This is a genomic window from Actinomyces sp. HPA0247, from assembly GCA_000411415.1.
Lineage (GTDB): Bacteria > Actinomycetota > Actinomycetes > Actinomycetales > Actinomycetaceae > Pauljensenia.
In genome coordinates this window covers 513,196-536,138 of sequence record KE150450.1, presented here as the reverse complement: position 1 = coordinate 536,138, position 22,943 = coordinate 513,196, and the positions used below count along the sequence as shown (strand labels likewise).

At 63.4% G+C, this 22,943-nt stretch carries 20 protein-coding genes; 12 read left to right on the top strand and 8 right to left on the bottom strand.

Annotated elements, in window-relative coordinates; all coding sequences use genetic code 11:
- Nucleotides 1-61: 61 nt before the first annotated feature.
- Both HMPREF1478_RS02205 and HMPREF1478_RS02200 read right to left on the bottom strand, forming a co-directional pair.
- Nucleotides 62-793 carry a hypothetical protein gene (locus tag HMPREF1478_RS02205; RefSeq protein ID WP_016460451.1) on the bottom strand — a complete coding sequence of 244 codons (732 nt, stop codon included), beginning with the start codon at nt 791-793 and terminating at the stop codon, nt 62-64.
- The gene (locus HMPREF1478_RS02200; RefSeq protein WP_016460450.1) at nt 790-1,503 is read right to left on the bottom strand and encodes a DUF2510 domain-containing protein; all 714 of its coding nucleotides are present in this window, start codon (nt 1,501-1,503) and stop codon (nt 790-792) included. Before HMPREF1478_RS02200 ends, HMPREF1478_RS02205 begins: the two co-directional genes overlap by 4 nt.
- 110 nt (nt 1,504-1,613) lie before the next feature.
- Between HMPREF1478_RS02200 and HMPREF1478_RS02195 the strand changes: the two genes are divergently transcribed.
- From HMPREF1478_RS02195 to HMPREF1478_RS02185, 3 genes are all read left to right on the top strand, one after another.
- Nucleotides 1,614-3,188, top strand: a complete 1,575-nt coding sequence (locus tag HMPREF1478_RS02195; protein ID WP_034474828.1) for an aspartate:alanine exchanger family transporter — start codon at nt 1,614-1,616, stop codon at nt 3,186-3,188.
- An 18-nt stretch (nt 3,189-3,206) separates the two neighbouring features.
- A complete protein-coding gene (locus HMPREF1478_RS02190; protein ID WP_016460448.1) occupies nt 3,207-3,728 on the top strand; it encodes an NUDIX domain-containing protein in 522 nt (173 codons plus the stop codon).
- A 109-nt stretch (nt 3,729-3,837) separates the two neighbouring features.
- Nucleotides 3,838-4,269: an Ohr family peroxiredoxin gene (locus HMPREF1478_RS02185; RefSeq protein ID WP_016460447.1), complete on the top strand. Its 432-nt coding sequence runs from the start codon at nt 3,838-3,840 to the stop codon at nt 4,267-4,269.
- 182 nt (nt 4,270-4,451) lie between these two features.
- Here HMPREF1478_RS02185 and HMPREF1478_RS02180 read toward each other — a convergent pair whose 3' ends face one another.
- Complete coding sequence (locus HMPREF1478_RS02180; RefSeq protein WP_034474825.1) at nt 4,452-5,756, bottom strand: M18 family aminopeptidase; 1,305 nt, start codon at nt 5,754-5,756, stop codon at nt 4,452-4,454.
- A 47-nt stretch (nt 5,757-5,803) separates the two neighbouring features.
- On the opposite strand from HMPREF1478_RS02180, the gene HMPREF1478_RS02175 reads away from it, so the two are divergent.
- From HMPREF1478_RS02175 to HMPREF1478_RS02170, 3 genes are all read left to right on the top strand, one after another.
- Nucleotides 5,804-6,643 (top strand): aldo/keto reductase, encoded by an 840-nt coding sequence (locus HMPREF1478_RS02175; protein ID WP_016460445.1) that lies wholly within the window; start codon nt 5,804-5,806, stop codon nt 6,641-6,643.
- A 695-nt stretch (nt 6,644-7,338) separates the two neighbouring features.
- The gene (locus tag HMPREF1478_RS10220) at nt 7,339-8,523 is read left to right on the top strand and encodes a DNA cytosine methyltransferase (protein WP_016460444.1); all 1,185 of its coding nucleotides are present in this window, start codon (nt 7,339-7,341) and stop codon (nt 8,521-8,523) included.
- Nucleotides 8,523-9,131 (top strand): Eco29kI family restriction endonuclease, encoded by a 609-nt coding sequence (locus HMPREF1478_RS02170; protein WP_016460443.1) that lies wholly within the window; start codon nt 8,523-8,525, stop codon nt 9,129-9,131. The genes HMPREF1478_RS10220 and HMPREF1478_RS02170 overlap by 1 nt, the downstream gene beginning before the upstream one ends.
- 124 nt (nt 9,132-9,255) lie before the next feature.
- Here the strand turns inward: HMPREF1478_RS02170 and HMPREF1478_RS10215 are convergent, their stop codons facing one another.
- The 5 genes from HMPREF1478_RS10215 to HMPREF1478_RS02155 all read right to left on the bottom strand — a co-directional run bounded on the left by HMPREF1478_RS10215 (nt 9,256) and on the right by HMPREF1478_RS02155 (nt 15,660).
- Nucleotides 9,256-10,353: a DUF262 domain-containing protein gene (locus tag HMPREF1478_RS10215; RefSeq protein WP_016460442.1), complete on the bottom strand. Its 1,098-nt coding sequence runs from the start codon at nt 10,351-10,353 to the stop codon at nt 9,256-9,258.
- Nucleotides 10,350-11,141, bottom strand: coding sequence for an FRG domain-containing protein (locus HMPREF1478_RS10210; protein WP_016460441.1), 792 nt, complete (start codon nt 11,139-11,141; stop codon nt 10,350-10,352). The genes HMPREF1478_RS10215 and HMPREF1478_RS10210 overlap by 4 nt, the downstream gene beginning before the upstream one ends.
- Before the next feature lie 266 nt (nt 11,142-11,407).
- A complete protein-coding gene (locus tag HMPREF1478_RS02165; RefSeq protein WP_016460440.1) occupies nt 11,408-11,863 on the bottom strand; it encodes a GNAT family N-acetyltransferase in 456 nt (151 codons plus the stop codon).
- Between the two features lie 187 nt (nt 11,864-12,050).
- Nucleotides 12,051-13,208, bottom strand: coding sequence for a class I SAM-dependent methyltransferase (locus tag HMPREF1478_RS02160; protein ID WP_016460439.1), 1,158 nt, complete (start codon nt 13,206-13,208; stop codon nt 12,051-12,053).
- A gap of 79 nt (nt 13,209-13,287) precedes the next feature.
- Nucleotides 13,288-15,660 carry an alpha-L-fucosidase gene (locus HMPREF1478_RS02155; protein ID WP_016460438.1) on the bottom strand — a complete coding sequence of 791 codons (2,373 nt, stop codon included), beginning with the start codon at nt 15,658-15,660 and terminating at the stop codon, nt 13,288-13,290.
- 468 nt (nt 15,661-16,128) lie between these two features.
- On the opposite strand from HMPREF1478_RS02155, the gene dnaK reads away from it, so the two are divergent.
- From dnaK to HMPREF1478_RS02125, 6 genes are all read left to right on the top strand, one after another.
- Nucleotides 16,129-17,964, top strand: coding sequence for a molecular chaperone DnaK (gene dnaK, locus HMPREF1478_RS02150; RefSeq protein WP_016460437.1), 1,836 nt, complete (start codon nt 16,129-16,131; stop codon nt 17,962-17,964).
- On the top strand, nt 17,961-18,617 hold the full coding sequence (locus HMPREF1478_RS02145; RefSeq protein WP_016460436.1) for a nucleotide exchange factor GrpE: 657 nt from the start codon (nt 17,961-17,963) through the stop codon (nt 18,615-18,617). The genes dnaK and HMPREF1478_RS02145 overlap by 4 nt, the downstream gene beginning before the upstream one ends.
- Before the next feature lie 42 nt (nt 18,618-18,659).
- Nucleotides 18,660-19,709, top strand: coding sequence for a DnaJ C-terminal domain-containing protein (locus HMPREF1478_RS02140; RefSeq protein ID WP_016460435.1), 1,050 nt, complete (start codon nt 18,660-18,662; stop codon nt 19,707-19,709).
- 3 nt (nt 19,710-19,712) lie between these two features.
- Complete coding sequence (locus HMPREF1478_RS02135) at nt 19,713-20,267, top strand: heat shock protein transcriptional repressor HspR (protein ID WP_016460434.1); 555 nt, start codon at nt 19,713-19,715, stop codon at nt 20,265-20,267.
- Between the two features lie 622 nt (nt 20,268-20,889).
- On the top strand, nt 20,890-22,200 hold the full coding sequence (locus tag HMPREF1478_RS02130; RefSeq protein WP_193393917.1) for a Mur ligase family protein: 1,311 nt from the start codon (nt 20,890-20,892) through the stop codon (nt 22,198-22,200).
- A complete protein-coding gene (locus HMPREF1478_RS02125) occupies nt 22,197-22,937 on the top strand; it encodes a type 1 glutamine amidotransferase (protein WP_016460432.1) in 741 nt (246 codons plus the stop codon). The genes HMPREF1478_RS02130 and HMPREF1478_RS02125 overlap by 4 nt, the downstream gene beginning before the upstream one ends.
- Nucleotides 22,938-22,943 lie beyond the last annotated feature (6 nt).

Sequence of the window (22,943 nt, the reverse complement as noted above, 5' to 3'; positions counted from 1 at the left end):
TCAAAACCGAGGGTATGGTCAGGGAGTCTAGTCGCCGCAGGGATGGCGGGCAACTATATGCTCAGACCCCGCTGGGCCAGATGCTCACAGCGCGGACGATGCAGGATCCCGAGTCGAAGGAAGGCAACGGTACAGTCGATGTCAGCGAGGCTGATCCGCCCGCGGGGACGGTGACCGTCTGCTTGTCCGAGGGCTGATAACCCTTGATGGTAGAGCTGGGGACGAGGTAGAACTCGACGCCGACATCGTACGCTGAGAGGCCAGCCAAGTTCGCTCCGGTAATGGATACGGATCCGGTGATTGTTACCGAGGATGCCCCCGCAGAGCAGGAGGGGGTGTCTTGCTTGATCATATCCTGCGATGCGTCTTTCGCATACGCCTCGATAAAGTTCTTCTTCTGCGGGCAAATGTGGCCGATGGCCTCGCGGCGCGTCGCCGTCAGGTTCGTGTATTCTCGCGCCTTCAGGTCAAGCGAGGTGAAATCTGCATTCGCGCTCGTCAGCCCGTCACACCACGCCTGAGCTTCCTTCTTGTTGGTCTCCTCGGCGATCTTGGTGCGAGTCGTCGCCGTCTCGGTCTCCGTTTCCTTGGCCTGATCACGCATGGACTGGGCGTCGCTCTGCGCCTGTCGGGCGGCCTGATGGGTGGAACGCGCACCGAGTCCCAGGCCAACCGACAGGATCAGAAAGAGGATGGCGAGGCAGGCGCCGATGATCGTCAGAACTTTCATGCCGCTGTGGGACCCTGAAGCCTGTCGCGTGGGTGCTTGCGCGGGGGTGGGAACGTAACTCACTTCTGCAACTCCTCAAGTTCCTTCTGGGCCTGATCAAGCTCTTGTTGTGCCTGGTCGAGCTGGGCCTGAGCGTCGTCACGTTCGCTGACCGCGGGTGCGAGCTCCGCACGTGCGTGGCTGTAGGAGGTGCCCGCGATGATCGTCGTCACTGCGAAAACGACGACGGCCACCCACGCTGCGACTGTCGCGATCTTCCAGCGCGACGAGGTCTTGGAGTCCTTGGTGTGTTCGTTCTTCTTATCCCGCGAGTCCTTCTTCGGCTGGTCGAACTTGGGTTCGGAGCCGTAGGGATTCGATGAGACGGTCGGCGCCTGCTTATTGGACGGCAGGTGGGGGCCCTTCTGGGTGTTCGTCTGCTGTGCGCCGCCGCCCTGTGCGATGCCAGCCTGAGCGCTGGTGGCAGCTCCCTGCTGCGGCATACCCTGCTGGGGGAAACCCTGTTGCGGCATACCCTGCTGGGGTCCACCTTGCTGTGGGAAGCCCTGCTGTGAGAAGTTCTGTGGCGCGCCCTGCTGGGGGCCGCCCTGTTGCGGGAAGCCTTGCTGCATGCCCTGCTGGGGGAAGCCCTGCTGAGGCATGGCCTGCTGAGGCATGGCCTGGCGCTGGGTGGGCATCGGCTGGTACTGCTCGGTCCACATGCCACCGTTCCACCAGCGCAGGCGGGGAGAGCCTGCGGGGTCTGGATACCATCCGGGTGCTGGTTGAGACATGACCGTCCTTTCAGTTTCTCGCATCAGTGTAGCCAATCCGTGAGCTTCATAACGTGCGTAGTTATCCACTCTCCCTGATCGTGTTCGGGATGACAGGTACTCTGAAAGGTATGGCCTCTCTTTTCACGTCTTCGCCCCTGCTCGCGCTCTTTGTCGTTGTTGCGTTGGGTGCGGCGATCGGGGCCATCCGGATCGGCCCGCTGCGCTTCGGTGCGGCCGGCGCGCTCTTCGTCGGCCTCATCGTCTCGGCGGTCCACCCCGAGGTCGTGAGCACGCACATGTCGATCGTCCAGCCGATGGGCCTGGCCTTCTTCGTGTATTGCGTCGGCATCTCTGCGGGAGCGACCTTCTTCCAGGATTTGCGCAAGCAGACGAACCTCCTCGCGCTGACGACGATCGTGTGTATTGTCGGCGCGGCTATCGCGCTCGCGGGCGGACGTCTCCTCGGCCTGTCGTCCGGCCTGACCTCGGGCCTGTTCACGGGCGCCCTCACCGCCGCGCCTGCCCTCGATACGGCCACGCGTCTCACGGGGGACGCAAATGCCGCGGTCGGCTACGCCTTCGGTTATCCGGTTGGCGTCATCGGTGGCATCCTCATCGTGACCCTCACGGTGACGAGGAAGTGGCTGGGTCCCAAGGACACGCCTTCCCTGGCGGGCGCGTCCCTTGAGGCCGTCAGTGTGCACGTGACCAAGCAGATCAACACCCGTGATATTGCAGCGTGGCGTGAGCAGCGTGTGCGCCTGTCCTACCTGCGACGTGATGGCCGCACGCGCGTCATCGCCCCCGGCGAGGACCTGCTGCCCGGCGACCACGTCGTCATGGTCGGCGATCCCACGTCGATCAAGGACACAGCACCCCTCGTCGGTGAGATCCTCGACCACAACCTCGAGGATGATCGCTCCGACCTGGCATTCGAGCGCATCGTCGTGTCTAACCCTGACGTCGCGGGCCGCAGCGTCTCCGAGCTCAACGTCACCAAGCGCTTCGGCGCCGTCATCACGCGCGTGCGCCGAGGCGACCTGGACCTCCTGGCCCGCGACGACCTCGACCTCCAGCTCGGCGACCACGTCGCGGTCGTCGTCCCCACGGAGGAGCTCGACGACATCGCCGAGTGGCTCGGCGATTCCGAGCGCCGCGTCGCCGAGGTTGACGGCATGGCCTTTGGCATCGGCCTCGTTTTGGGCCTGCTTCTGGGCATCGTGTCCTTCCCGCTGCCGGGCGGCCAGGGCTTCCAGCTGGGTGCCGCCGCTGGTCCGCTGATCGTCGGCATGCTGCTCGGCGCGCTGCGCCGCACCGGCCCGCTCGTGTGGACCCTGCCCGCCGCCGCGAACCTGACGATTCGCCAGATCGGCCTCATGCTCTTCCTCGCGGCCCTCGGCCTGAACGCCGGCCCGCAGTTCGCGAGCCTGCTCGGCAGCCCCGACGGCTGGAGCGCCGCCCTCCTCGCCGCCGTCATGGTCGTTGTGTGCTGCGGCCTCCAGGCGATTGGTGCGAAGTTCATCGGCCTGTCGGCGCCTCGTGCAGCCGGTGGCGTCGCGGGCTTCCTCGGCCAGCCGGCCGTCCTGCAGGCCGCCGATGCCCGCGTGACCGACGAGCGCATCGAGGCCGCCTACGCGACCCTCTTCGCCTTCGCGATCATCGTCAAGATCCTGCTCCTGCCGATCATTACGTCCTTCCTGTGAGCGCCGTAGACTAGAGCCATGGCTACCCCCGACTTCGTCCTCGAGCTGCGCCGACACGTCGGTCACGCGCCCCTGTGGATGCCCGGCACGACCGTCGTCATCCTGCGCCCCGCCGCGGGCTGTGCGCCCATCGACTGGGAACGTCCCATCGCGCCCGAGGCCGTCGACATCCTGTGCGTGCGCCGCTCGGACAACGGAGCATGGACCCCCGTGACCGGCATCGTCGACCCCGGCGAGGAACCCGCGATCGCCGCCGCGCGCGAGGCCTTGGAGGAAGCCGACGTTCGCATCGAGGTGCGCCGCCTCCTCTCCGTCGAGGTTGTCGGCCCCGTCACCTACTACAACGGCGACGTCACCACCTACCTGGACGTCGCCTTCGCAGCGCAGTGGGTGAGTGGTGACCCCAACCCCGCAGACGGCGAAAACAGCGAGACTGCGTTCTTCCGCGGAGACCAGCTCCCGCCCATGAACGACCGCTTCCGCCGCGCCGTCGCCAAAGCCCTGAGCGCCCGCCCCGACGCGGACTTCCTGACCGCCTGAGGTCGCGTTTCCTGCTGGCTTGCCCCGGCCTCGTCCTTGAGCGCGCGGAACTACTTGTCTTTGTGTCAAACCCCTTGCGGGACTGAAGTCCTAGTGGTGGAATAGGGGCATGAATACACCTAGCAAGATCGCATACTCCGTCACCGCCGACTCCACGGGCGGCCGCGCCGGCACATCCTCCGTCCCCGCACTCGGCATCACCCACGTCATGCGCGCCCCCAAGGAACTGGGCGGCCCCGGCGACGGCGCCAACCCCGAAGCCCTCTTCGCCATGGGCTACGGCGCCTGCTTCCAGGGCGCCATGGGGCTGGCCGCCAAGGAACTGGGCATCGACACCACCGACTCCCTCGTGCGCACCACGATCGGGCTGGGCCCCGAAGGCGACTCCTTCGCCCTGACCGCCGACATCGAGGTTGTCATCCCCGGCGTCGAGCTCGACCGCGCCCAGGCCCTCGTCGACCGCGCCCACGAGCTGTGCCCCTACTCCAAGGCCACGCGCGGCAACGTGCCCGTCACCGTCACCGCGGTTGCCTCCCTCTGAGGAAACGCCTGACAGACGCAAGAATCCCGGCCTCGTCGACTGATTGACGAGGCCGGGATTTCTTCATGCGCTCAGGCGCTCACGCGCGTCAGGCGCCGGGCGCGGGCGATCCGGGCGCTCACGCGCCGCGCTGCGGGTGCCGCGCGCACGGCTTCACCCTTCGGGTTCGCCGGGCGCGGGCGTCAGGCGCCGCGCCAGTACGCCTCGAGCACCTGGGAGAGCGTGAGGAGGTCATCCACGTGGCTCATCTCGCGCGCCGAGTGCATCGACAGCAGGCCCACGCCCACGTCCACCGTCAGGATCCCCAGGCGGGTCGCCGTGATCGGGCCGATCGTCGTGCCGCACGGCATCGCGTTGTTGCCCACGAAGCTCTGCGACACCGCTCCCGCCGCCGCGCACGCGCGATTCCACAGGGCAATGCCCTCGCCGTCCGTCGCGTAACGCTGCTTCGAGTTGATCTTCAGGACCGGGCCGCGACCCATCACCGGACGGTTATCCGGATCGTGATGATCCGCGTAGTTCGGGTGCACTGAATGCGCCGCATCCGCGCTCACGCACGACGAGGCCGCAAGCATGCGCTCAAAGCCATCCTCATCGCGACCCAGCGCCGTCGCCGTGCGACGCAGCACCGTCTCCAGGATCGGGCCAGCCGCGCCCGTGCGCGAGCCGGAACCCACCTCCTCGTGATCGAAGCACATGAACACCGTGACGTCTCCGCCCGCAGGTGTGCCCTGCGCGGCCAGGCGCTCAAGGGCCACCAGGCCCGGGTGCACGCTCGACAGGTTGTCCTGGCGCGAGGCCGCGATGAACTGGCCCTTGTCGCCGAAGAAGCCCGGCCCCTGGCTGGGAGTGAGGATCAGGTCGAAGGCCGCGACCTGCGAGGCGTCGTCCAGGCCCGCCGTGCGCGCCACGTACTCCAGCAGGTTGCCGTACGGGTTATCCACCGTCCACACCGGGTGCAGGTGCTTCTGCGGATCCAGCTTCAGGCCGCCCGGGTTGACGTCGCGATCCAGGTGAATCGCCAGCTGCGGGATGCGCGCAATCGGGCCCGTACGGGCCAGGACGACCTCGCCGCTATTGAGGATCAGGCGGCCCGCCAGCGTCAGCTCGCGATCCAGCCACGAGTTCCACATCATGCCGCCGTACACCTCGACGTCGATCTGGCCCCAGCCATCCGGCGTCGTCGAGTGCACCGAAGGCTTCACCGACAGTGCCGGTGAATCCGTGTGCGCGCCGACGATGCGGAAGCCCGCGTCATCGGCAACTGTCTCCGGGACAAACCACGCGGCCACCGCGCCGCCGCGCACCATCACGTGTCCGCCCGGGGACGCGTCCCACGCGCCCTTCTCGTCGACGCGCGTAAAGCCGGCGTCCACCAGACGCTGCGCCACGACCTCGGCCGCGTGATAGGGGGAAGGAGAATCAAGGAGGAAATGCTGATAGTCCACCGCGTTCGCGTGGACCTCGTCCAATTCAAGCTGTGCCATACCTCCCATGGTAGAACTCTCAGCGAGGCCCGGCCTACGATTGACACATGAGTGAGATCCCCGCATACACCCTGAACGACGGCCTGGACGTCCCCGCGATCGCACTGGGGACCTACAACCTGCGTGGTGCCGCGGGCGTGTCCGCGATGGTTTCTGGCGTCGACGCCGGATATCGGATGCTGGACAGCGCCTTCAACTACGAAAACGAAGGTGCCCTGGGTGCCGCCGTCCGTCGCTGCGGCGTTCCCCGCGAGGACCTGCGCCTCGTCTCCAAACTCCCCGGACGCCACCAGCGCTACGACGAGGCCGTCTATACCGTCGAGGAATCCCTCATGCGCGCCGGCCTGGACTACTGGGACATGTACCTGATCCACTGGCCCAACCCCAAGCGCGGCCTGTACGTCGAGGCCTTCCAAGCCCTGCTGGACGCGCGCGACCGTGGCCTCATTCGATCCGTCGGCGTCTGCAACTTCCTGCCCGACCACCTCGACCGCGTGCACGCCGAGACCGGCGAATACCCGAGCGTCAATCAGATTGAGCTGCACCCCTACTTCCCGCAGGCCTCCGCGCTTGAGTACCACGCGCGCATCGGCGTGCTCACCGAGTCCTGGAGCCCGCTGGGCCGCAAGTGGCGCATCGTCGAAGACCCCGCCATCGTTGCCCTGGCCTCCGAGGTTGGCGTGTCCCCGTCGCGCCTCATCCTGCGCTGGCACTACCAGCTCGGCACCCTGCCCCTGCCCAAGTCCGGTAACCCCGAGCGTCAGCGCGAGAACCTCGACATCTTCTCGTTCTCGCTGTCTTCCGAACAGATGGCTGCGATCAGCGCGCTCGGGCGCCCCGACGGCCGCCAGGCCGACCAGAACCCGGAGTACTACGAGGAGTTCTGAGGCTTCTCTGTTCGGTGGTGCTTGTGGGTCCGCTGGTGTTCCGGGTGCCGGATGGCCCGGCCGCCCGCGAGGCTAGGCGTCCTCACTTCGTTCGGCGCCGCGCCTCGAAGCCCGCCCGTGCCCTCCGGTCCCTCCGGCGCCCTCCACACCGGCGCGACCCCAATGTCGCACGTAATTTCCCTGTGGCTTCTTCGCTCCATGAATTTGCATCGTTGCAATTGCAATGTTTGTGGGCGGTCTCCAAAAGTGACCGCGGGAAATTATGTGCGACTTTTGTGTGGCTCTAGCCCTGCCGCCGCCCGGGGGCATCAGAAATCTCTCGCATGAAACCGGTGTCACCTTTGCTCTCTCGTATGTGAGTGGCATTGAAACCGCCATCGCCTTTGCGGGTGAGAAACGGGTGATTTTGATCCAGTTGTCGGGCGCAGAGGTGCCGCCGGTTTCATTCGGACGAGCGAAGGAGTCAGCAGTGGTGTTGGTGGTTTCATTGAGTGATTGTGAACTTACGGGTTCTGGCACTGCAGCGGCTAAACCGATGAGGGCTGCTGTCGTGCATGCTGTGAGATCCTAGCTTTCTTGAAGAGCTGGATAACCTAGATGCAAAGTGCTCGCTCGAATCAGGACCTTGCTCGATCCCACAGCTGACCCCGTGCGTGAAGTACGCAGTTGTAGGTGGATACTGGGACAATGATCGTATGAGAAGCGTCGAACTGTTTGCTGGTGGCGGTGGTCTCCTACTGGGAACCCACCTCGCGGGTTTTTCTACGGAGCTTGTAGCCGAGTGGAATGCGTGGTGCTGCCAAACCCTCCGGCTGAACAGGGACCGAGGACTCCCTATCGTTTCTGGCATCGACGTTCGCGAGGGCGACGTGCGTGATGTCGATTGGACATCGCTTGGTGAAGGTATCGACCTTGTGAGCGGTGGACCTCCGTGTCAGCCGTTTTCGCTGGGCGGAAAAGCTATGGCTGCTGATGATCCGCGCGATATGTTTCCAGCAACTGCTGAGGTCATTCGGCAGATGAAACCACGAGCGTTCCTCATCGAAAACGTTCGTGGACTCACGCGCTCCTCATTCTCGGACTATTTTTCGTATATCAAGCTGCGTCTTGCGCATCCTGAGCTGGTTGCGCGCGAGGGTGAAGCGTGGCAGGAACACTATGCCCGTCTGCAATCCGAGCACACTTCCGTGCGATCGGATCTGCAGTACCGTGTTCTTACGAAGCTTGTTAATGCGGCAGACTACGGGGTGCCGCAGCAGCGGTGGCGCGTATTCTTTGTTGGTTTCAGAACAGATGTTGATGCTGAATGGCATTTTCCAAAGCCAACACATAGTGCGGCATCATTGCGAGCAATCCAGGAGTCAGGAGAGTATTGGGAGCGCTGGAACGTCCCTATGCGTCAGCGCCGAATCGAGGTGCGTGGACGTGCTGAAGCTGATGAGGCACTTCCCTGGGTGACGGTACGGGATGTGCTCGCCGGACTTCCTACGCCGCGTGAACAAGGGAGCCCCCGGTTCCTAAATCATGTGCTGCAGAAGGGAGCGCGTGCTTACCCGGGACATACCGGATCGTATATCGATTCGCCATCAAAGGCTCTCAAGGCGGGCGTGCATGGTGTTCCCGGCGGTGAAAACATGGTGCGTTACGCCGATGGGCGAGTTCGCTACTTCACCGTTCGTGAAGCGGCACGTATTCAGACATTTCCTGATGACTACCAGTTGGATGGCCCTTGGACTGAGGCTATGCGTCAGCTAGGTAATGCTGTTCCGGTCCGCCTTGCAGAGGTTGTGGCCAGCTCTGTGCGCAGCCACTTGACGTTGGCTGCAGAACGTGACCATGCGGATGTTGTTGCTAACAGTCAGAAAGCGAGTGTTGGTTGATGGAACCGTTTAACCCCCTTGCGATGGAGAATCTTGCCGAGTCAATCGTGCACGCGCTTCATCTCCAAGACCCGGTCCCGCTTGCGTTGGTGCCAGAATTTGATGGCGCTGGCGTGTACGCCCTGTACTATCACGGGAAATTCCCTGCGTATAAGGCGCTTGCTGCTGTTAACGCGGAGAAGCTTATAGAGCCGATCTACATCGGAAAGGCTTCTCCGAGCGGTGCTCGAAAAGGAATTGAGCTTGCAACGCAGACGACAGCGCTGACGAAGCGTCTCAAAGACCATAGGAAGAGTATTGAGGCAGCGATAAACCTGAATATCGAAGACTTCTCTGCACGTTGGCTTGTGATGGAGGACGTATGGATCGCCTTGGGAGAATCAGCGATGATTCGTAGGCACCAGCCGGTGTGGAATGCGCGCATTGATGGATTCGGAAATCATGCACCCGGGCGCGGACGTGCGAAGGGCGCTAGACCACAGTGGGACACATTGCATCCAGGAAGGGCGTGGGCGGAGGCCCTTCCCTCGGCACTGAAAAGTGCTGACGAACTGCTGCAAGATGTGCAGGAATACTTAGATTATCGCCTACGATCTCTTGTTTATTAAGGTATCGCAAGTCTCAACATTTGAGTCAACTATGGATCATCATTGATATAAATTTCGAAATGAACGTGTATCACACGTGATGTTTGATAGAAGATTATGAATGTAGATAGGTGTTCATGTTCGCCTACTCTAAATTAAGGTCACGTGCCCAAGGTCCGTCAGGATTTAGGAGATATGCCTTAAGAATAAGAGATCGTTGAGTTAAAGGAATGCCATCGTTTGAAGACTGTACGCGTTCATTGTATTTACGCAAATAGACCGACTCGGGTGTGTCGGTGGTCAATACGTCTTCTTTGTCGATTCGTCGTTGTTCTGTCCTGAGAATTTCAAAACGTTCAATGGTGTCTCGCGAGTAATCGTAATCAGCTTCGCGGAAACAGAGATAGTAGACAACCAAGGAGCCAATAGAGCCGAGAAGGCGATCTTCATCATCAAAACATTCGGTCATTTTATCGAGTGTCGAATGTGCGGCTTGTGTTGCTTCTGAGAGATAGGTAGCAGTGTATGGCTCTTTTCCTTCTTTGCTTTGCTTGAAAACCTTTTTAAGCGTGCCTGCCTTGAGATCATGCAGTGTGCCTTTGTGTTTGAGTTGTAGTTCGATAGTAATAAACTTTGTTGCAAGCTCGCGATACTTATATCTAAAGTTCTTGATTGGGCACTTACGTTCAAAAAATTCGTGTGTAGCGAGTTCGTTACTGAGATCTCGCATAGGGCCACCAATGGCGTTACGCGCCTCTGCTGCGTTTAGGCTTGTTGAGGAGTTGAGTCGCTCGAACATTTCTTCAATCTCGTCGGTCGTTTCGGCTTCGACAACGATTGTTGGGATAATAAAGGTGTCAAACTTTCTTGCGATTAGTGGGTACGTGTTACGTATCTCGGATAGTTTCATTCCGTTCATTTTTATGCTTCGGTCGGCGAAGAAAATGAAGTCATCTGAAAGTTTAATCTTGTCATCGGCAAATTCGAGAATCGCAGTCAGGCGCTGTTGGCCGTCAAGGACGGACCAGTGTTCCCGTCGTTTGGTGCCGGGACGAGGTACTGACTCTATGAATATACTTGGAATTAAATAGCCGTTGATGATTGAGTCAATGAATACAGTTTTCTGTCTATTTGTCCAGACGTTATTGTCTCTTTGGTACACCGGGTGGAGATTGAACTCGTCTTTAAGGCGATAGAAGTCCGACACTTTAAATCCGTCAAGTCGATCGGTTTTGATTGTCATTTTGCGTCTCCTGATATGTGTTTGGCTGCGCGGTCCAAGTCTCTGTAGATTGCAAACTCAGAAATTCCCAGAAGCCCAAGCTCCTCAAGAATCTCCTGCTTATATTCTCCAGGAATGAGAAGCTTTTCGGCAATTGTGTTTAAGTTGAGGTTTTCGGCACCTGCTGCTGCTGGATTGGGATGTACGGTAAATGTTCCTGACTGGAAAACAATTCGTTCAAACAGCATTGGTGCGCGAACAGCGATCGGGATTTGTCGATAGGGTGGTTCTGATTGTTGGTGCGGATAGTATGAATCTAATGTCTTGTCGGATGCTTGTAGTAGCCGCGGGTAGAATTCCGTTCTTTGTTCGCCTGGTGGTAACTCCTGGTTAGCAATTTGATTCAGCTCTTTTGGATCGATTATGAATAGGGCGCCATCTGGAGTTGTTTCTTCGTCCATCTTGGTCGGATATAAAGCGTCTTGGCATGCGAAATAGAGTGGAATTAACGGTTGTGTCGACCAATCAAGAAGGCGAGTTGGGAGTGTGTGGTGTTGTGCCAGTGTTAGCCATCCCCACTTATCCAGTTGAATCTGTGTTACCTTACCAGCCGCGTGCTGTTGAAATTGAATTAGAATATCGCACTCATTTTTGTCGCCGTTAATTCCCCGATGTATCCCAGGTTCGAGACCCCATTCTGCGTCTGATTGGCCCCGATACCATGCTTCACTATTGCGGAAGCGAATTTTTTTGTCTTTTAGGATCTGAATCAAATCGCTGACTGATTTGATTTTTTCGCATTCTGGCATCTGAGCTCCTTTGCTCATGTGGTTCTGGGGGCTGACGGAAAGAGCTATTTGTGCATAGTTTAGATGATATTCCTTAGTTTGGGGCGCATTTCCCTGGGATTGATGTTGCTCTCTGTGTATATGTTGGCGTTTGCTGTGTTGCCGCCCGCCCACGCATCATGCGGGGGCGGGCGGCAACATAATGAATGCTCGGGACGCAAGCAGCAACAAGCAACGCAATCACGGCAAACGACACGAAGGCCGTGAGCAGTGCAAGCGCCGCGCGCTCACTTCTTCTCGAGCGTCACGCGGTACACGTTGGTCTCGCGCAGCTGGAAGCCGGCGCGCTGGTAGAGGCGGTTCGCGGCCTCGCGCGAGGGGCGCGAGGTGAGGTCGACGGTGCGCGCGCCGATCTTCTGGGCGTGCTCAATCGCGGCGACGACGAGGGCCTGGCCGGCACCCTGGCCGCGGGCGGCCTCGTCGACGACGACGTCCTCGACCCACGCGCGCACGCCCGTGGGGATCTCGAAGGTGGCTAGCGACAGCATGCCGAGGATTGGGTGGTTGCCTTCCGCGTCAGCGGTGTCGGGGCGGAACACGAAGAGGTGCACGCCGGACTGGGCGAGGAAGCGCTCAACGTCGGCCTCGCTCATGGGGGCGGCGGAGCGGGAGAGCTGGGGGATCAGGCGCCCCATGGCCTCGTGGATTTCGGGCGTGGCGGCGGTGATGAGTTCGACGGTCATGTTTCTCCTAACGTTAGGTCCAATTGTAACGGCACGGGGCAGTGAACCGACGTGATTGGGCGACATGCGGGATAGGTGACCGACGGTGATGAGCGATAGATGAGAGTGACTTTGGCCGAATGCGAGGGGCCTTCGCCGTGCTGGCGTCGCACCTGGTCTAGTGCGAGGCCGGGGTGTGCCGCCCGGCCTACGCGCGCTCGAGGAGGAGGGCGACCTCGGCGTGGGTCGTGTGCGGGAACATGTCTAAGAGGCGACCCTCGACGGGGCGCAGCGTGGGCATGGCCGCCAGGTCCGTGGCCAGCGATGCGGGGTTGCACGAGGAGTAGATGACGCGGGGTGCGTCGCACTCGTTGAGGAAGGCGGCCAGGTCCGCGCCGATGCCTCGACGCGGCGGGTTCACGACGATCACGTCGGGCACGTCCTCGGGCGACTGGGCTCGAGCCCATGAGGTCGCGTCGTCCGCGATGAAGGACGCAGCCGACCGTGGCAGGCCCGCGTGGCGGGCGGCGCTGATCGCCGAGGAGATCGCCCCGGAGGACACTTCGACGCCGGTGACGCGCGGGAATCCGGCGCGCGCGGCAGCGAGGGCGAAGCCGCCGACGCCGCAGTACAGGTCCCACAGGCTCTCGGGAAGTCGCCCGTCGGCGAAGGGGCGCGACGCCCACACTGAGGCCTGCTCGTACAGGGCGGAGGCGACGGACGCGTTCGTCTGTGCGAAAGAGCGAGGCCCCAGCTCGAGGCCTTCCACGGCCAGGGGGAGCGTGCGTGCCCGGGTCAGGATGATCTCGTCGGGGCCCTCGACGATGGCCTCGTGCGTGGGGTGAATGTTCGCGGTGACGACGTGTGCGCTGGGCACGAGGTCGCGCAGGAGCGGCAGCGCTGAGCGAATGTCGGAGACGCGGTCGCGCGTACGTAGCACGAAGCGGATCATGAGCCGCTGGCCTGCGCCCACGGTGATGAGGATGTTTTTGAGCTCCCCGCGCTTGGTGGGAACGTCGTAGGGCGTCAGGTCCAGGGAGCGGATGAAGCGCTTCAGACCGGGCGTCGCGCGGTTGATCGCGGGGTGCTGGATGGGGCAGCCGGGCAGGTCGACGCCGCGGCGGTCGGGCCCCAGGATGCCCAGGGTGGGCCGGCGGCGGGTTCCGCCGACGACGAGCTTTGCGCTCGTCCGAAATCCCTTCTCCGGGGACGAGGCCGGGGCCAGCCAGGCGATCTCGCCGGCTCCTGGGACGGGGGAGAGGGTGGCCGCGACGGCCTCCACCTTGCCGGCGAGCTGACGCTCGTAGGGCTGGGGGAGGAGGGAGCAGGACCGGCAGGTCCCGGCGTCAAAGTGGTCGCAGCGCATCCCTTAAGTGTAAGTGGGGGCGGGGCGTACCGTCAGGTACGCCCCGCCCCCATCTGTGGTGGTCAAGCCCACGCGATGATTAGGCCTTGGCCAGGCGCGAGCGGCGGATGAACGCCGTGCCCGCTCCCGCGGCGACCAGTGCGGCCGCGACGAGGATCAGCGCGTTGGTGCCGGTGCGGGCCAGGCCACCCTTGCCACCCTGTTCGGGGGCGGGAGCCGGGGCCGCGGAGGGCTGCTCGCTCGGAGCGGCGCTCGGCTCCTCGGCGGGTGCCGGGGGAGCGATGACCGTCAGTGGAGCGGTCGCGGAGACGACTGGCGCGCTGGACTCGGCGACAACCGTGTGGTCCCCGGCCTCGGTGTTGGCGGGGACAGTCACCTCAGCGGTGAAGTCACCGTTCTCGTCCGTGGTGGCGGTGCCGACCTCGACGGGCTCAGAGTGCAGCGTGAGCGTCACGGTGGACTCGGGCGCGAAGCCCGTGCCCCTCACGTTGACGGTCTTGCCGGCCTCGACGGTCGACGGCTCGACGGAGAGCGCGGGAGTCGAGAACTTCTCCGCCTTCACGGTGACCGACTTGACGGTCGTGTCCTTGCCGAAGCCCTTCAGCACGTACGCCGGGTTGTCGTACTCGAGGGTGGCGCGAGCGGTCTGGTTCGGGCCGATCGTGAAGGGTCCGACGCCCGCCTTCAGGTCAGCGACGGTCAGGTTCTTGATTGTCTGGCCTGCGACGGTGACCTTGTACTTCGCGTAGGAGTCCGTGAACCCCTCGGTGTCGAAGGAGACGGTCACGCCCGAGGCGACCTTGTCGCCGGAGGTGATGGACGCCGTGAAGCTGGTCTCGCCGGTCTTGGGGGTGGGGGCCTTGAACTTTTCGAGGCTGGTAGCGGGGATCGTGGTCGCCTGCTCGCCGATGGTGGTCAGGCCGGTGGGCACGTAGTTGGGCGTGCCGTTCGTGGTGACCGTGACGACGGGGAGGATCTCGTCGGGCTGTGCGGGCAGGGTGATGACGAGGTCGTTGCCCTCAACCTTGTAGGTCAGAGCCGCGTCGGAGCCGTCGAGCTTCACCGAGGCGATGCCGTTGGCGCCGGCGCCGCGCAGCGTCACCGTGCCGTCGGCCGGCCACTTCTCGATGCCCAGGTAGATGTGGGAGTCATCAACCATGGTCTTACCCCAGGTCTCGATGGGGTAGTGAGTCGGGCGCGAGTTGTTGAGAATTCCGGGGTGTGCGCGGTTCCAGTCGCCGACGCCCTTCAGGACCGAGGCGTCCCACGGGTCGTAGGAGCCGTCGAACTTCGGGCCGACGTTGAAGAGGAACTGACCGCCCAGGGCCACGGTCGAGAACATGTTGCCCACGATCTCGGTGGTCTTGATGTGGGCGCCGCCGGGGGCCTTACGCAGGGCCGTCGTGTTGTCGACCTGCTGGATGTGGTCCCAGTCTTCCTCGGTGTAGTCCGGGTAGCCGGTGTCCTTGTAGGTGGCAGCGGCGTCGTCCCAGTTGGCGTAGCCCCACGACTTGTGGAAGATCGAGACGGCCGACTCCCAGGGGCCCTGGGTCTGCTCGGACTGCATCTCGTTGTCCCAGCCGACCTCGAAGTCTGCGCGGTCGTTGCCGACGCGCGAGTTGATCATGATGTTCGGCTGGAGCTCGTGCGCCCATGTACGCAGCTGGTCGGACTGCTCTTTGTTGGGCTTACCCATGTCGTACCAGAGCTCGGTGATCTCGCCGTACTTGCCGCCGAGGAGTTCCTTGAGCTGAGCATGGATGTAGTCCATGTAGCCCTCTTCGTCCAGGGTGTTGTTGTTCATCCACGGGTTTTCGGGCTGCTTCTCCCAGTCGATGTTGGAGAAGTAGAGGCCGAACTTGATGCCGACCTTCTGGCAGGCCTGCGAGAGTTCGTAGATCGGGTCTCGGTGCGAGGGTGACTGCTTCGTGAAGTTGTAGTCGGTCGTGGCCGTGTCCCACATGGCGAAGCCGTCGTGGTGCTTGGAGGTGATGAGCAGCATCTTCATGCCGCTGTCCTTAGCCTGCTGGCACCACGCGGTCGCGTCGAAGTTGGGGGCCTCGAAGGTCTGGGCGGTGGCCAGGTACTCCTCGCGGGGGATGCCCTGCAGCGGGATTCGCTGATCCCAGGTCTGCTGGTGACCCCATGCCTTGATCTGCTCGGGGTAGCCGACTTCCTGCTTCTGGCCCTTGTACCAGCCTGCGTAGGAGGAGTAGACGCCCCAGTGGATGAACATGGCGTACTTCATGTCCTGCCACTGCGCGACCTTCGCCTCGCCGGAGGCGGGCACGGCCGCGGGGATCGCGTAGCGTGCGTCGTAGGTGGTCTGGGGGGCGGTGGTGCCCGACTGGGCGCCGTCGGCTGCTGGCGTGTCGGCCAAAGCGGGACCTGCCATTCCTAGTGTCAGTAGGCCGGCGAGGAGGCTGCCAGCCAGTCGTTTCGTGATGCGCATCAAGTCTCCATTGATTGACGGGGCTCTCAGTCGTTGAGAGCGTTTCTAGTTTGCCAGAGGAGGGGTGTAGTGCACCACTTTCGAGTTTTGCAAATACTTACGACAGACTTTCGCTTGGCTTACGAATGGCTGACGCTGTGCATGTTTCCGCATCAATGAGCCATGTTTGGGCTTGTCATGTCGGGATGGAATAAAAGTCTGAAAAGAGAGTTGAGTACATCAGACTCAAGTTTTGAGTGACTCACGCTGAGAGGGCTTTGGTGAGGGAATAAAACCTAGGCCTCCAAAGTTGAGTACATCAGACTCAGGTTTGAGAGCTACGGGTTGCGGAATAAAGACCCGGCTCCTAAAGTTGAGTACATCAGACTCAAGGATGTGTCGGGAGCCCCCGGCACCACATAGACCACACAGACCAACGCAAGCCGCTCCGGCAGTGGAGATGGCCTAGCGAATGAAAGGACAACAACCATGGCACGTGCAGTCGGTATCGACCTCGGCACCACCAACTCCGCTATCGCCGTCCTCGAAGGCGGCGAGCCCACCATCATCCCGAACGCTGAAGGCGCTCGTACGACCCCCTCGGTCGTCGCCTTCTCCAAGACCGGCGAGGTCCTGGTTGGCGAGATCGCCAAGCGTCAGGCGGTCACCAACGTCGACCGCACCATCTCCTCCGTCAAGCGCCACATGGGCACCGACTGGACCACGGAGATCGACGGCAAGAAGTACACCGCGCAGGAAATCTCCGCGCGTATCCTCCAGAAGCTGAAGAGGGACGCCGAGGCCTACCTGGGTGAGCCCGTCACCGAGGCCGTCATTACGGTTCCCGCCTACTTCAACGACGCGCAGCGTCAGGCCACCAAGGACGCCGGACAGATCGCCGGCCTCAAGGTCGAGCGCATCGTCAACGAGCCCACCGCCGCGGCTCTGGCCTACGGCCTCGAAAAGGGCAAGGAAGACGAGCTCATCCTGGTCTTCGACCTCGGTGGCGGCACGTTCGACGTGTCCCTCCTCGAGGTGGGCAAGGATGACGACGGCTTCTCCACCATTCAGGTGCGCGCCACCTCCGGTGACAACCACCTGGGCGGCGACGACTGGGATCAGCGCATCGTCAACTGGCTGATCGACCAGGTCAAGGCCAAGACCGGCGCCGACCTGTCCAAGGACGCGGTCGCCCTCCAGCGCCTGAAGGAAGCTGCCGAGCAGGCGAAGAAGGAGCTGTCCTCCGCGACCTCCACGAACATCTCGCTGCAGTACCTGTCCATGACCGCCGATGGCCCCATCCACCTGGATGAGACCCTCACGCGCGCCAAGTTCGAGGAACTGACCGCGGACCTGCTCGAGCGCACCAAGAAGCCCTTCCGTGACGTCATGGCCGAGGCCGGCGTGACCGTCTCCGAGATCGACCACGTCGTTCTCGTTGGTGGTTCCACCCGTATGCCCGCCGTCACCGAGGTCGTCAAGGAGCTGACCGGCGGTCGCGAGCCCAACAAGGGCGTCAACCCCGATGAGGTCGTTGCCGTGGGCGCTGCCCTGCAGGCCGGCGTCATCCAGGGTGACCGCAAGGACGTCCTGCTCATCGACGTGACCCCCCTGTCGCTCGGTATCGAGACCAAGGGTGGCGTCATGACGAAGCTCATCGATCGCAACACCGCGATCCCGACCAAGGCCTCGGAGATCTTCTCCACCGCCGAGGATGGCCAGCCCTCCGTGCTCATCCAGGTCTATCAGGGCGAGCGTGAGTTCGCCCGTGACAACAAGCTGCTCGGCACCTTCGAGCTGTCCGGCATCGCCCCGGCTCCCCGTGGCGTGCCGCAGATCGAGGTCACCTTCGACATCGACGCGAACGGCATCGTTCACGTCTCCGCGAAGGACCGCGGCACCGGCAAGGAGCAGTCGGTGACGATCACCGGCGGTTCCTCCCTGCCCAAGGAGGACATCGACCGCATGGTGCGCGAGGCCGAGGAGCACGCCGCCGAGGACAAGAAGCGCCGCGAAGAGGCCGACGTCCGCAACCAGGCTGAGCAGGCCGTCTACTCGACGGAGAAGCTGCTTAAGGACGAGGCCGACAAGATCTCCGAGGAGACCCGCGAGGCCGTCCAGAAGGATGTCGACGCCGTCAAGGAAGCCCTCAAGGGTGACGACATCGAGGCTGTGAAGACCGCGATGGCGACCCTGTCCGAGTCCGGCATGAAGATTGGCCAGGAGATCTACGCCAAGCAGCAGGCCGACGAGGCCGCCGCGCAGTCCGCTCCTGCCCAGGACGATGTCGTGGACGCCGAGATCGTTGACGAGGACGACAAGTGAGCACCGAGGAAACCAACGGTTTCTCGGCGCCCAACGAAGACGCCAACGTCGCCGGGGCCGACTCTTTCGAGTCGGCCCCGGCCGGCCAGGCGGCCGAGAACAACGACGCCGCACCCGGTGCGGGTGACGCAGCCCAGGCCTCGTCCGAGGCTTCGGCCGACGACATGAGTGCCTTCGAGGATCAGATTGAGGACTCTGACCTCGCCAAGGCCCTCGAGCGCATCGCGGCCGTCGAGGATCAGCTGGCCCGCGCCAACGCGGAGCTGTACAACCAGGGCCAGGAGTACGCCAACTACGTGCGTCGCTCCAAGGAGGCTATTCCCGGTCACAAGACCGCCGGCCAGGACGAGGTTATCGAGTCGCTGATCAGCGTTCTCGACGACATCGCGGCAGCCCGTGCGCACGGCGACCTGGAGGACGGTCCCTTCGCGTCGATCGCCACGAAGCTCGAGGAGACGCTCAAGACGCGCTTCGAGCTGGAGCGCTACGGCGCCGAGGGTGACGATTTCGATCCGGCCCTGCACGACGCCCTGATGGCGACGACCAGCGCGGACGTTGACCATCCCGTCATCGGGCAGGTCCTCGCGAGCGGCTACCGCCGCGGAGACCGCGTGGTGCGCGCCGCGAAGGTGCTGGTGAACAACCCTGAATAACAGCGACAACACGCTCGTGACTGAAAGTGAGGTGAAACGCGCGTGAGTGAACAAGAATGGTTCTCGAAGGACTTCTACAAGGTCCTGGGAGTCGATAAGAAAGCGGATAAGAAGGCCATTACGAAGGCCTACCGCAAGCTGGCGCGGCAGTGGCACCCGGATCAGAACCCGGGCGACAAGGCGGCCGAAGCCAAGTTCAAGGAAATTGGCGAGGCATATGCGGTCCTGTCCAACGATGAGGATCGCAAGCGCTACGACGCGATTCGCGCGATGGCCGGCGGTGGAGCTCGATTCTCCGCCGGATCCGGCGGCGCCGGTGGCTTCGAAGATCTCTTCGGCGGCTTCGGCGGCGGCGGTTTTGGGGGCGGCGGCCACAACGTGCGCTTCCAGACCTCCGGCATGCCCGGCGGCGGGGCTGGCTTTGAGGACATCCTCTCCGGCCTCTTCGGCGGTGGCGGCGGTGCGGGCGCGCGCTTCGGGGGCGACCCCTACGGCTCGCCCTTCGGCGCTGGCGCTCACGCCCAGCAGAAGGCACCGACCCCCGAAAAGGGCGGCACGGTGCGCGCGAAGCTGGCCATCTCCTTCCGTCAGGCCCTCAACGGCGCGACGCTGACCATCAAGGTCGGCGGCTCTCCGATCAAGGTCCGCATCCCCGCGGGCATCAAGGACGGCCAGAAGGTGCGCGTCAAGGGCCACGGCAAGCCCGGCACGCACGGCGGTCCCACTGGCGACCTCGAGGTCGCCGTGACCGTCAAGCCGCACCCGGTGTACTCGCGCGAAGGAAACGACCTGGTGGTGACACTGCCGGTGACCGTCTCCGAGGCCATCCTCGGCGCCGTCGTCGACGTGCCCATGATCGATGGCAACACGGCCACGGTCAAGGTGCCCGGAGGGTCCTCCTCGGGTACTGAGATCCGCGTGCGCGGAGGGGGCGTCAAGACCTCCAAGGCGACGGGCGACCTGATCGCTCGCGTGGCCATCCGCGTCCCCGAGAAGCCGAGCCGCGAGCTCAAGAAGCTCGCGAAGGAGCTGGCGGCGGCCGAGGGCGACCTCGACGTGCGCGCCTCCCTCGCCGAGGCCTCGGAGGAGTAAGCGATGGCGAGCACTGGAACGGACGACGCGATTACGTTCGTCATCTCGGTTGCGGCCGAGCTGGCGGGCATGCATCCGCAGACCCTGCGCCAGTACGACCGACTCGGCCTGGTGATCCCCGCCCGTACCAAGGGGCGGGGTCGCCGCTATACGAAGCGCGACGTGCAGCGCCTGCGCGACGTGCAGCGGATGAGCCAGGAGGAGGGCATCAACCTCGCAGGAATCCGACGCATCCTCGAGCTCGAGCGCCGCGTCGAGGCCCTGGAAGAGGAACGGGACGCCCTGCGCGATGCGGTCACGGCCGCTGAAGCCAGGCGTAATCGAGTGTTTGCTGCGTCCGCGGATGGTCAGGTCATGCCGATACGGCGTGGTGAGCGGCCGTGGGATCGCACGTCACGGCGTGCGAATGGCTCCGGTGGCTCCCTCACCGTGTGGAGCCCTGTGCGCGCTCTTGCCGCGCTCGCGGCCGCCCAGACGTCGGCGCGCTCGGAGCTTCCGGCGCCGCCGCGTTCGAAGGCACACGACGTCATCGAAGGGACGATCGTCTCCCAGCGGTAGCATGCATCGTTTCTGATCGGCATGACACTGAGAAGGCTGCATCGTTTCTCAGCGGTGCGACACTGCAACATAAAGGACTGCGGGACCCATCCAAAGGATGGGTCCCGCAGCATATTCGATCGAGGATCCGGGGGCACACAGGATCCCCGACCGAAGCCTGGAACAGGCGGCAGGCTTGCGCCCGCTGAACATAGTTTTACCAGGTCACAGCGGGTTTCGGTAGTCGATTTTTGGGGTGTTCGTCGCTTGGGGCAAACGTGCAGGGGGCGCGGAAAAAATGTGCGTCTAATTCGCAACTCTTTTTCTGAAATGCCCTCTGACCTGCACGTTTGTTGATGATGAGGTGTTTTCCTTGAAAATGCTGAGATCTTGGGCTGCTCGGGCGGTGTTGTCGGGCGGCTGAGCGGTCGAAATTAACCGCCGAACAATATCGACGCCGTCACACAGAAATGGCGTATGTAACGTCGATATGCAATGCGTAACTATCTGTGCAGGTTAGGGGCACACCCGCGTGTCGCGCGAGGAAAGACACCCTCTTGATGGTCCCCGGCCTCGTCCTGGTGGGGGAAGTCGATATGCGTCGACGACGCGGCCAGCGCCCCGCATGCGATAACGTGGATGCATGACGAATTCTTCGCATCACCTGTCGGTGCGCTCTCGCCTTGCTACGGCTGCAGGCGGCGCTGCCCGCTTCGCGTCCCGAGCCCTCGGGCGCGGTTCTGGCGGCATGATTGGCGGCGAGGTTGCGCTGCGTATCTCCCCGAAGCTCCTCCGTGAACTGGCTGCCCCCTACTCGTCCGTCATTGTGACCGGCACGAACGGCAAGTCGACGACGACGCGCATGGTGCGTGCGGCGCTCGAAAGCGCCGGTCGCGTCGCCTCGAACATCAACGGCGACAACATGACCTCGGGTGTCCTGACGGCGCTCATGCAGGGCAAGGGCGCGACGCGGGCCGCCCTCGAAGTCGACGAGATGCATGTGCCCGCCGTTGCGGCCGACGTGGATCCGGCCGTGTTCGTTTATCTCAACCTTTCGCGCGACCAGCTCGATCGCGTGGGAGAGATCGGGACGGTCGAGCGTCGCCTGCGTGAGGGGGCCTCGGCTCATCCGGACGCCGTCGTCGTCGCAAACTGCGATGATCCTCTCATCGTCTCGGCTGCCGCCGACAATCCGAACGTTGTGTGGGTCGCAGCCGGTGGAGGCTGGGGTGGCGACTCTGCCGCGTATCCGCGCGGTGGCCGCGTCGTCCGCAGCGGTGACGACTGGCATCTGATCCCCGCATTCGAGGGGGAGGAACTGCCGGAACTGACGAGTCGTCCGCAGCCCGAGTGGTGGCTCGAGGACGTTGAGCTTTCCCCCGAAGGCCCGCGCGCGACGCTGCGCGGACCGGACGGCATCAGCGTCCCCCTTAACCTGCAGCTTCCCGGGCGCGCGAACCTCGGCAATGCCGCGCAGGCGGTCGCCGCGGCCGTCGCGATGGGCATCGACCCAGCCGTCGCAGCCTCGGCCGTCAGCGGGGTTACCGAGGTCGCCGGGCGATACTCCGTGCACGACGTCAACGGGCGCCGCGCCCGCCTCATGCTGGCGAAGAATCCGGCTGGATGGCAGGAAGCCATGACGATGATCGACCCGCGCGTCGACCAGGTTGTCATCGGCGTCAACGGTCAGGTTCCCGACGGCCAGGACCTCTCCTGGCTGTGGGACGTCGACTTTTCCGCCGTCAAGCAGCCCGGCCGCCGCGTCGTCGCCTGTGGTGAGCGCGGTGCCGACCTGGCTGTGCGCCTCGAATACGCGGGTGTGCACTGCGACCTCGTCCCGCTGCCCATGGATGCCTTGGCGCTCTGCGAGCCGGGCCGCGTCGAGATGCTCCTCAACTACACGGCCATGCGCGACTTCAAGGTCCTGCTCGATCGAAAGGAAGGCACGCGATGAGCACCTCCACGCTGCGAATCGGCGTCCTCATGCCCGAGGTGCTGGGCACCTACGGCGACAGCGGAAATGCCCTGATTCTCGCCGAGCGCGCCCGCAGGCGCGGCATCGACGCCGAGGTCGTCCACGTTGGGCTGACTGATGAAATCCCCGACAGCCTCGACATTTACACGCTCGGCGGCGGCGAAGATACCGCTCAGGCGCTCGCTGCCGACAAGTTCCGCCGCACCTCGGGCCTCGCCCGCGCCCTTGATGCCCGGCGCCCGCTCCTGGCGATCTGCGCATCCCTGCAGGTCCTCGGCCACTGGTACGAGGATGCGCGCGGCGCTCGCGTGCCGGGCATGGGTGTCCTCGACATCACGACCGAGCCTCAGGGGCACCGTGCGATCGGCGAACTCGTCTGTGAGCCCGTCCTTGATGGCCTCACCCAGACGCTCACCGGCTTCGAAAACCACGGGGGCGGTACCGTCCTCGGCCCTGACGCCGCCCCGCTGGGACGCGTGCTGTCCGGCGTTGGCAACGGCACGCCTCGCGGCACGACCCCACCCGAGGTGCGCTACGACGGCGCCGTTCAGGGATCCATCATCGCGACCTATATGCACGGCCCTGCTCTCGCGCGTAATCCGGAGCTGGCGGACCTGCTGCTGCAGCGCGCCACGGGGTCTGAGCTCGCGCCCCTTGAAGTCCCGGGCGTCGCCCAACTGCGCGCTGAGCGTCTACGCATCGTTCACGAGGCCTGATGGGTC

What these genes read in the sequence shown, in the direction of transcription:
- HMPREF1478_RS02200 (WP_016460450.1), bottom strand. Translation starts at nt 1,503, where the DNA reads ATGTCTCAACCAGCACCCGGATGGTATCCAGACCCCGCAGGCTCTCCC.
- HMPREF1478_RS02195 (WP_034474828.1), top strand. Translation starts at nt 1,614, where the DNA reads ATGGCCTCTCTTTTCACGTCTTCGCCCCTGCTCGCGCTCTTTGTCGTT.
- HMPREF1478_RS02190 (WP_016460448.1), top strand. Translation starts at nt 3,207, where the DNA reads ATGGCTACCCCCGACTTCGTCCTCGAGCTGCGCCGACACGTCGGTCAC.
- HMPREF1478_RS02185 (WP_016460447.1), top strand. Translation starts at nt 3,838, where the DNA reads ATGAATACACCTAGCAAGATCGCATACTCCGTCACCGCCGACTCCACG.
- HMPREF1478_RS02180 (WP_034474825.1), bottom strand. Translation starts at nt 5,756, where the DNA reads ATGGCACAGCTTGAATTGGACGAGGTCCACGCGAACGCGGTGGACTAT.
- HMPREF1478_RS02175 (WP_016460445.1), top strand. Translation starts at nt 5,804, where the DNA reads ATGAGTGAGATCCCCGCATACACCCTGAACGACGGCCTGGACGTCCCC.
- HMPREF1478_RS10220 (WP_016460444.1), top strand. Translation starts at nt 7,339, where the DNA reads ATGAGAAGCGTCGAACTGTTTGCTGGTGGCGGTGGTCTCCTACTGGGA.
- HMPREF1478_RS02170 (WP_016460443.1), top strand. Translation starts at nt 8,523, where the DNA reads ATGGAACCGTTTAACCCCCTTGCGATGGAGAATCTTGCCGAGTCAATC.
- HMPREF1478_RS10215 (WP_016460442.1), bottom strand. Translation starts at nt 10,353, where the DNA reads ATGACAATCAAAACCGATCGACTTGACGGATTTAAAGTGTCGGACTTC.
- HMPREF1478_RS10210 (WP_016460441.1), bottom strand. Translation starts at nt 11,141, where the DNA reads ATGCCAGAATGCGAAAAAATCAAATCAGTCAGCGATTTGATTCAGATC.
- HMPREF1478_RS02165 (WP_016460440.1), bottom strand. Translation starts at nt 11,863, where the DNA reads ATGACCGTCGAACTCATCACCGCCGCCACGCCCGAAATCCACGAGGCC.
- HMPREF1478_RS02160 (WP_016460439.1), bottom strand. Translation starts at nt 13,208, where the DNA reads ATGCGCTGCGACCACTTTGACGCCGGGACCTGCCGGTCCTGCTCCCTC.
- HMPREF1478_RS02155 (WP_016460438.1), bottom strand. Translation starts at nt 15,660, where the DNA reads ATGCGCATCACGAAACGACTGGCTGGCAGCCTCCTCGCCGGCCTACTG.
- dnaK (WP_016460437.1), top strand. Translation starts at nt 16,129, where the DNA reads ATGGCACGTGCAGTCGGTATCGACCTCGGCACCACCAACTCCGCTATC.
- HMPREF1478_RS02135 (WP_016460434.1), top strand. Translation starts at nt 19,713, where the DNA reads ATGGCGAGCACTGGAACGGACGACGCGATTACGTTCGTCATCTCGGTT.
- HMPREF1478_RS02130 (WP_193393917.1), top strand. Translation starts at nt 20,890, where the DNA reads ATGACGAATTCTTCGCATCACCTGTCGGTGCGCTCTCGCCTTGCTACG.
- HMPREF1478_RS02125 (WP_016460432.1), top strand. Translation starts at nt 22,197, where the DNA reads ATGAGCACCTCCACGCTGCGAATCGGCGTCCTCATGCCCGAGGTGCTG.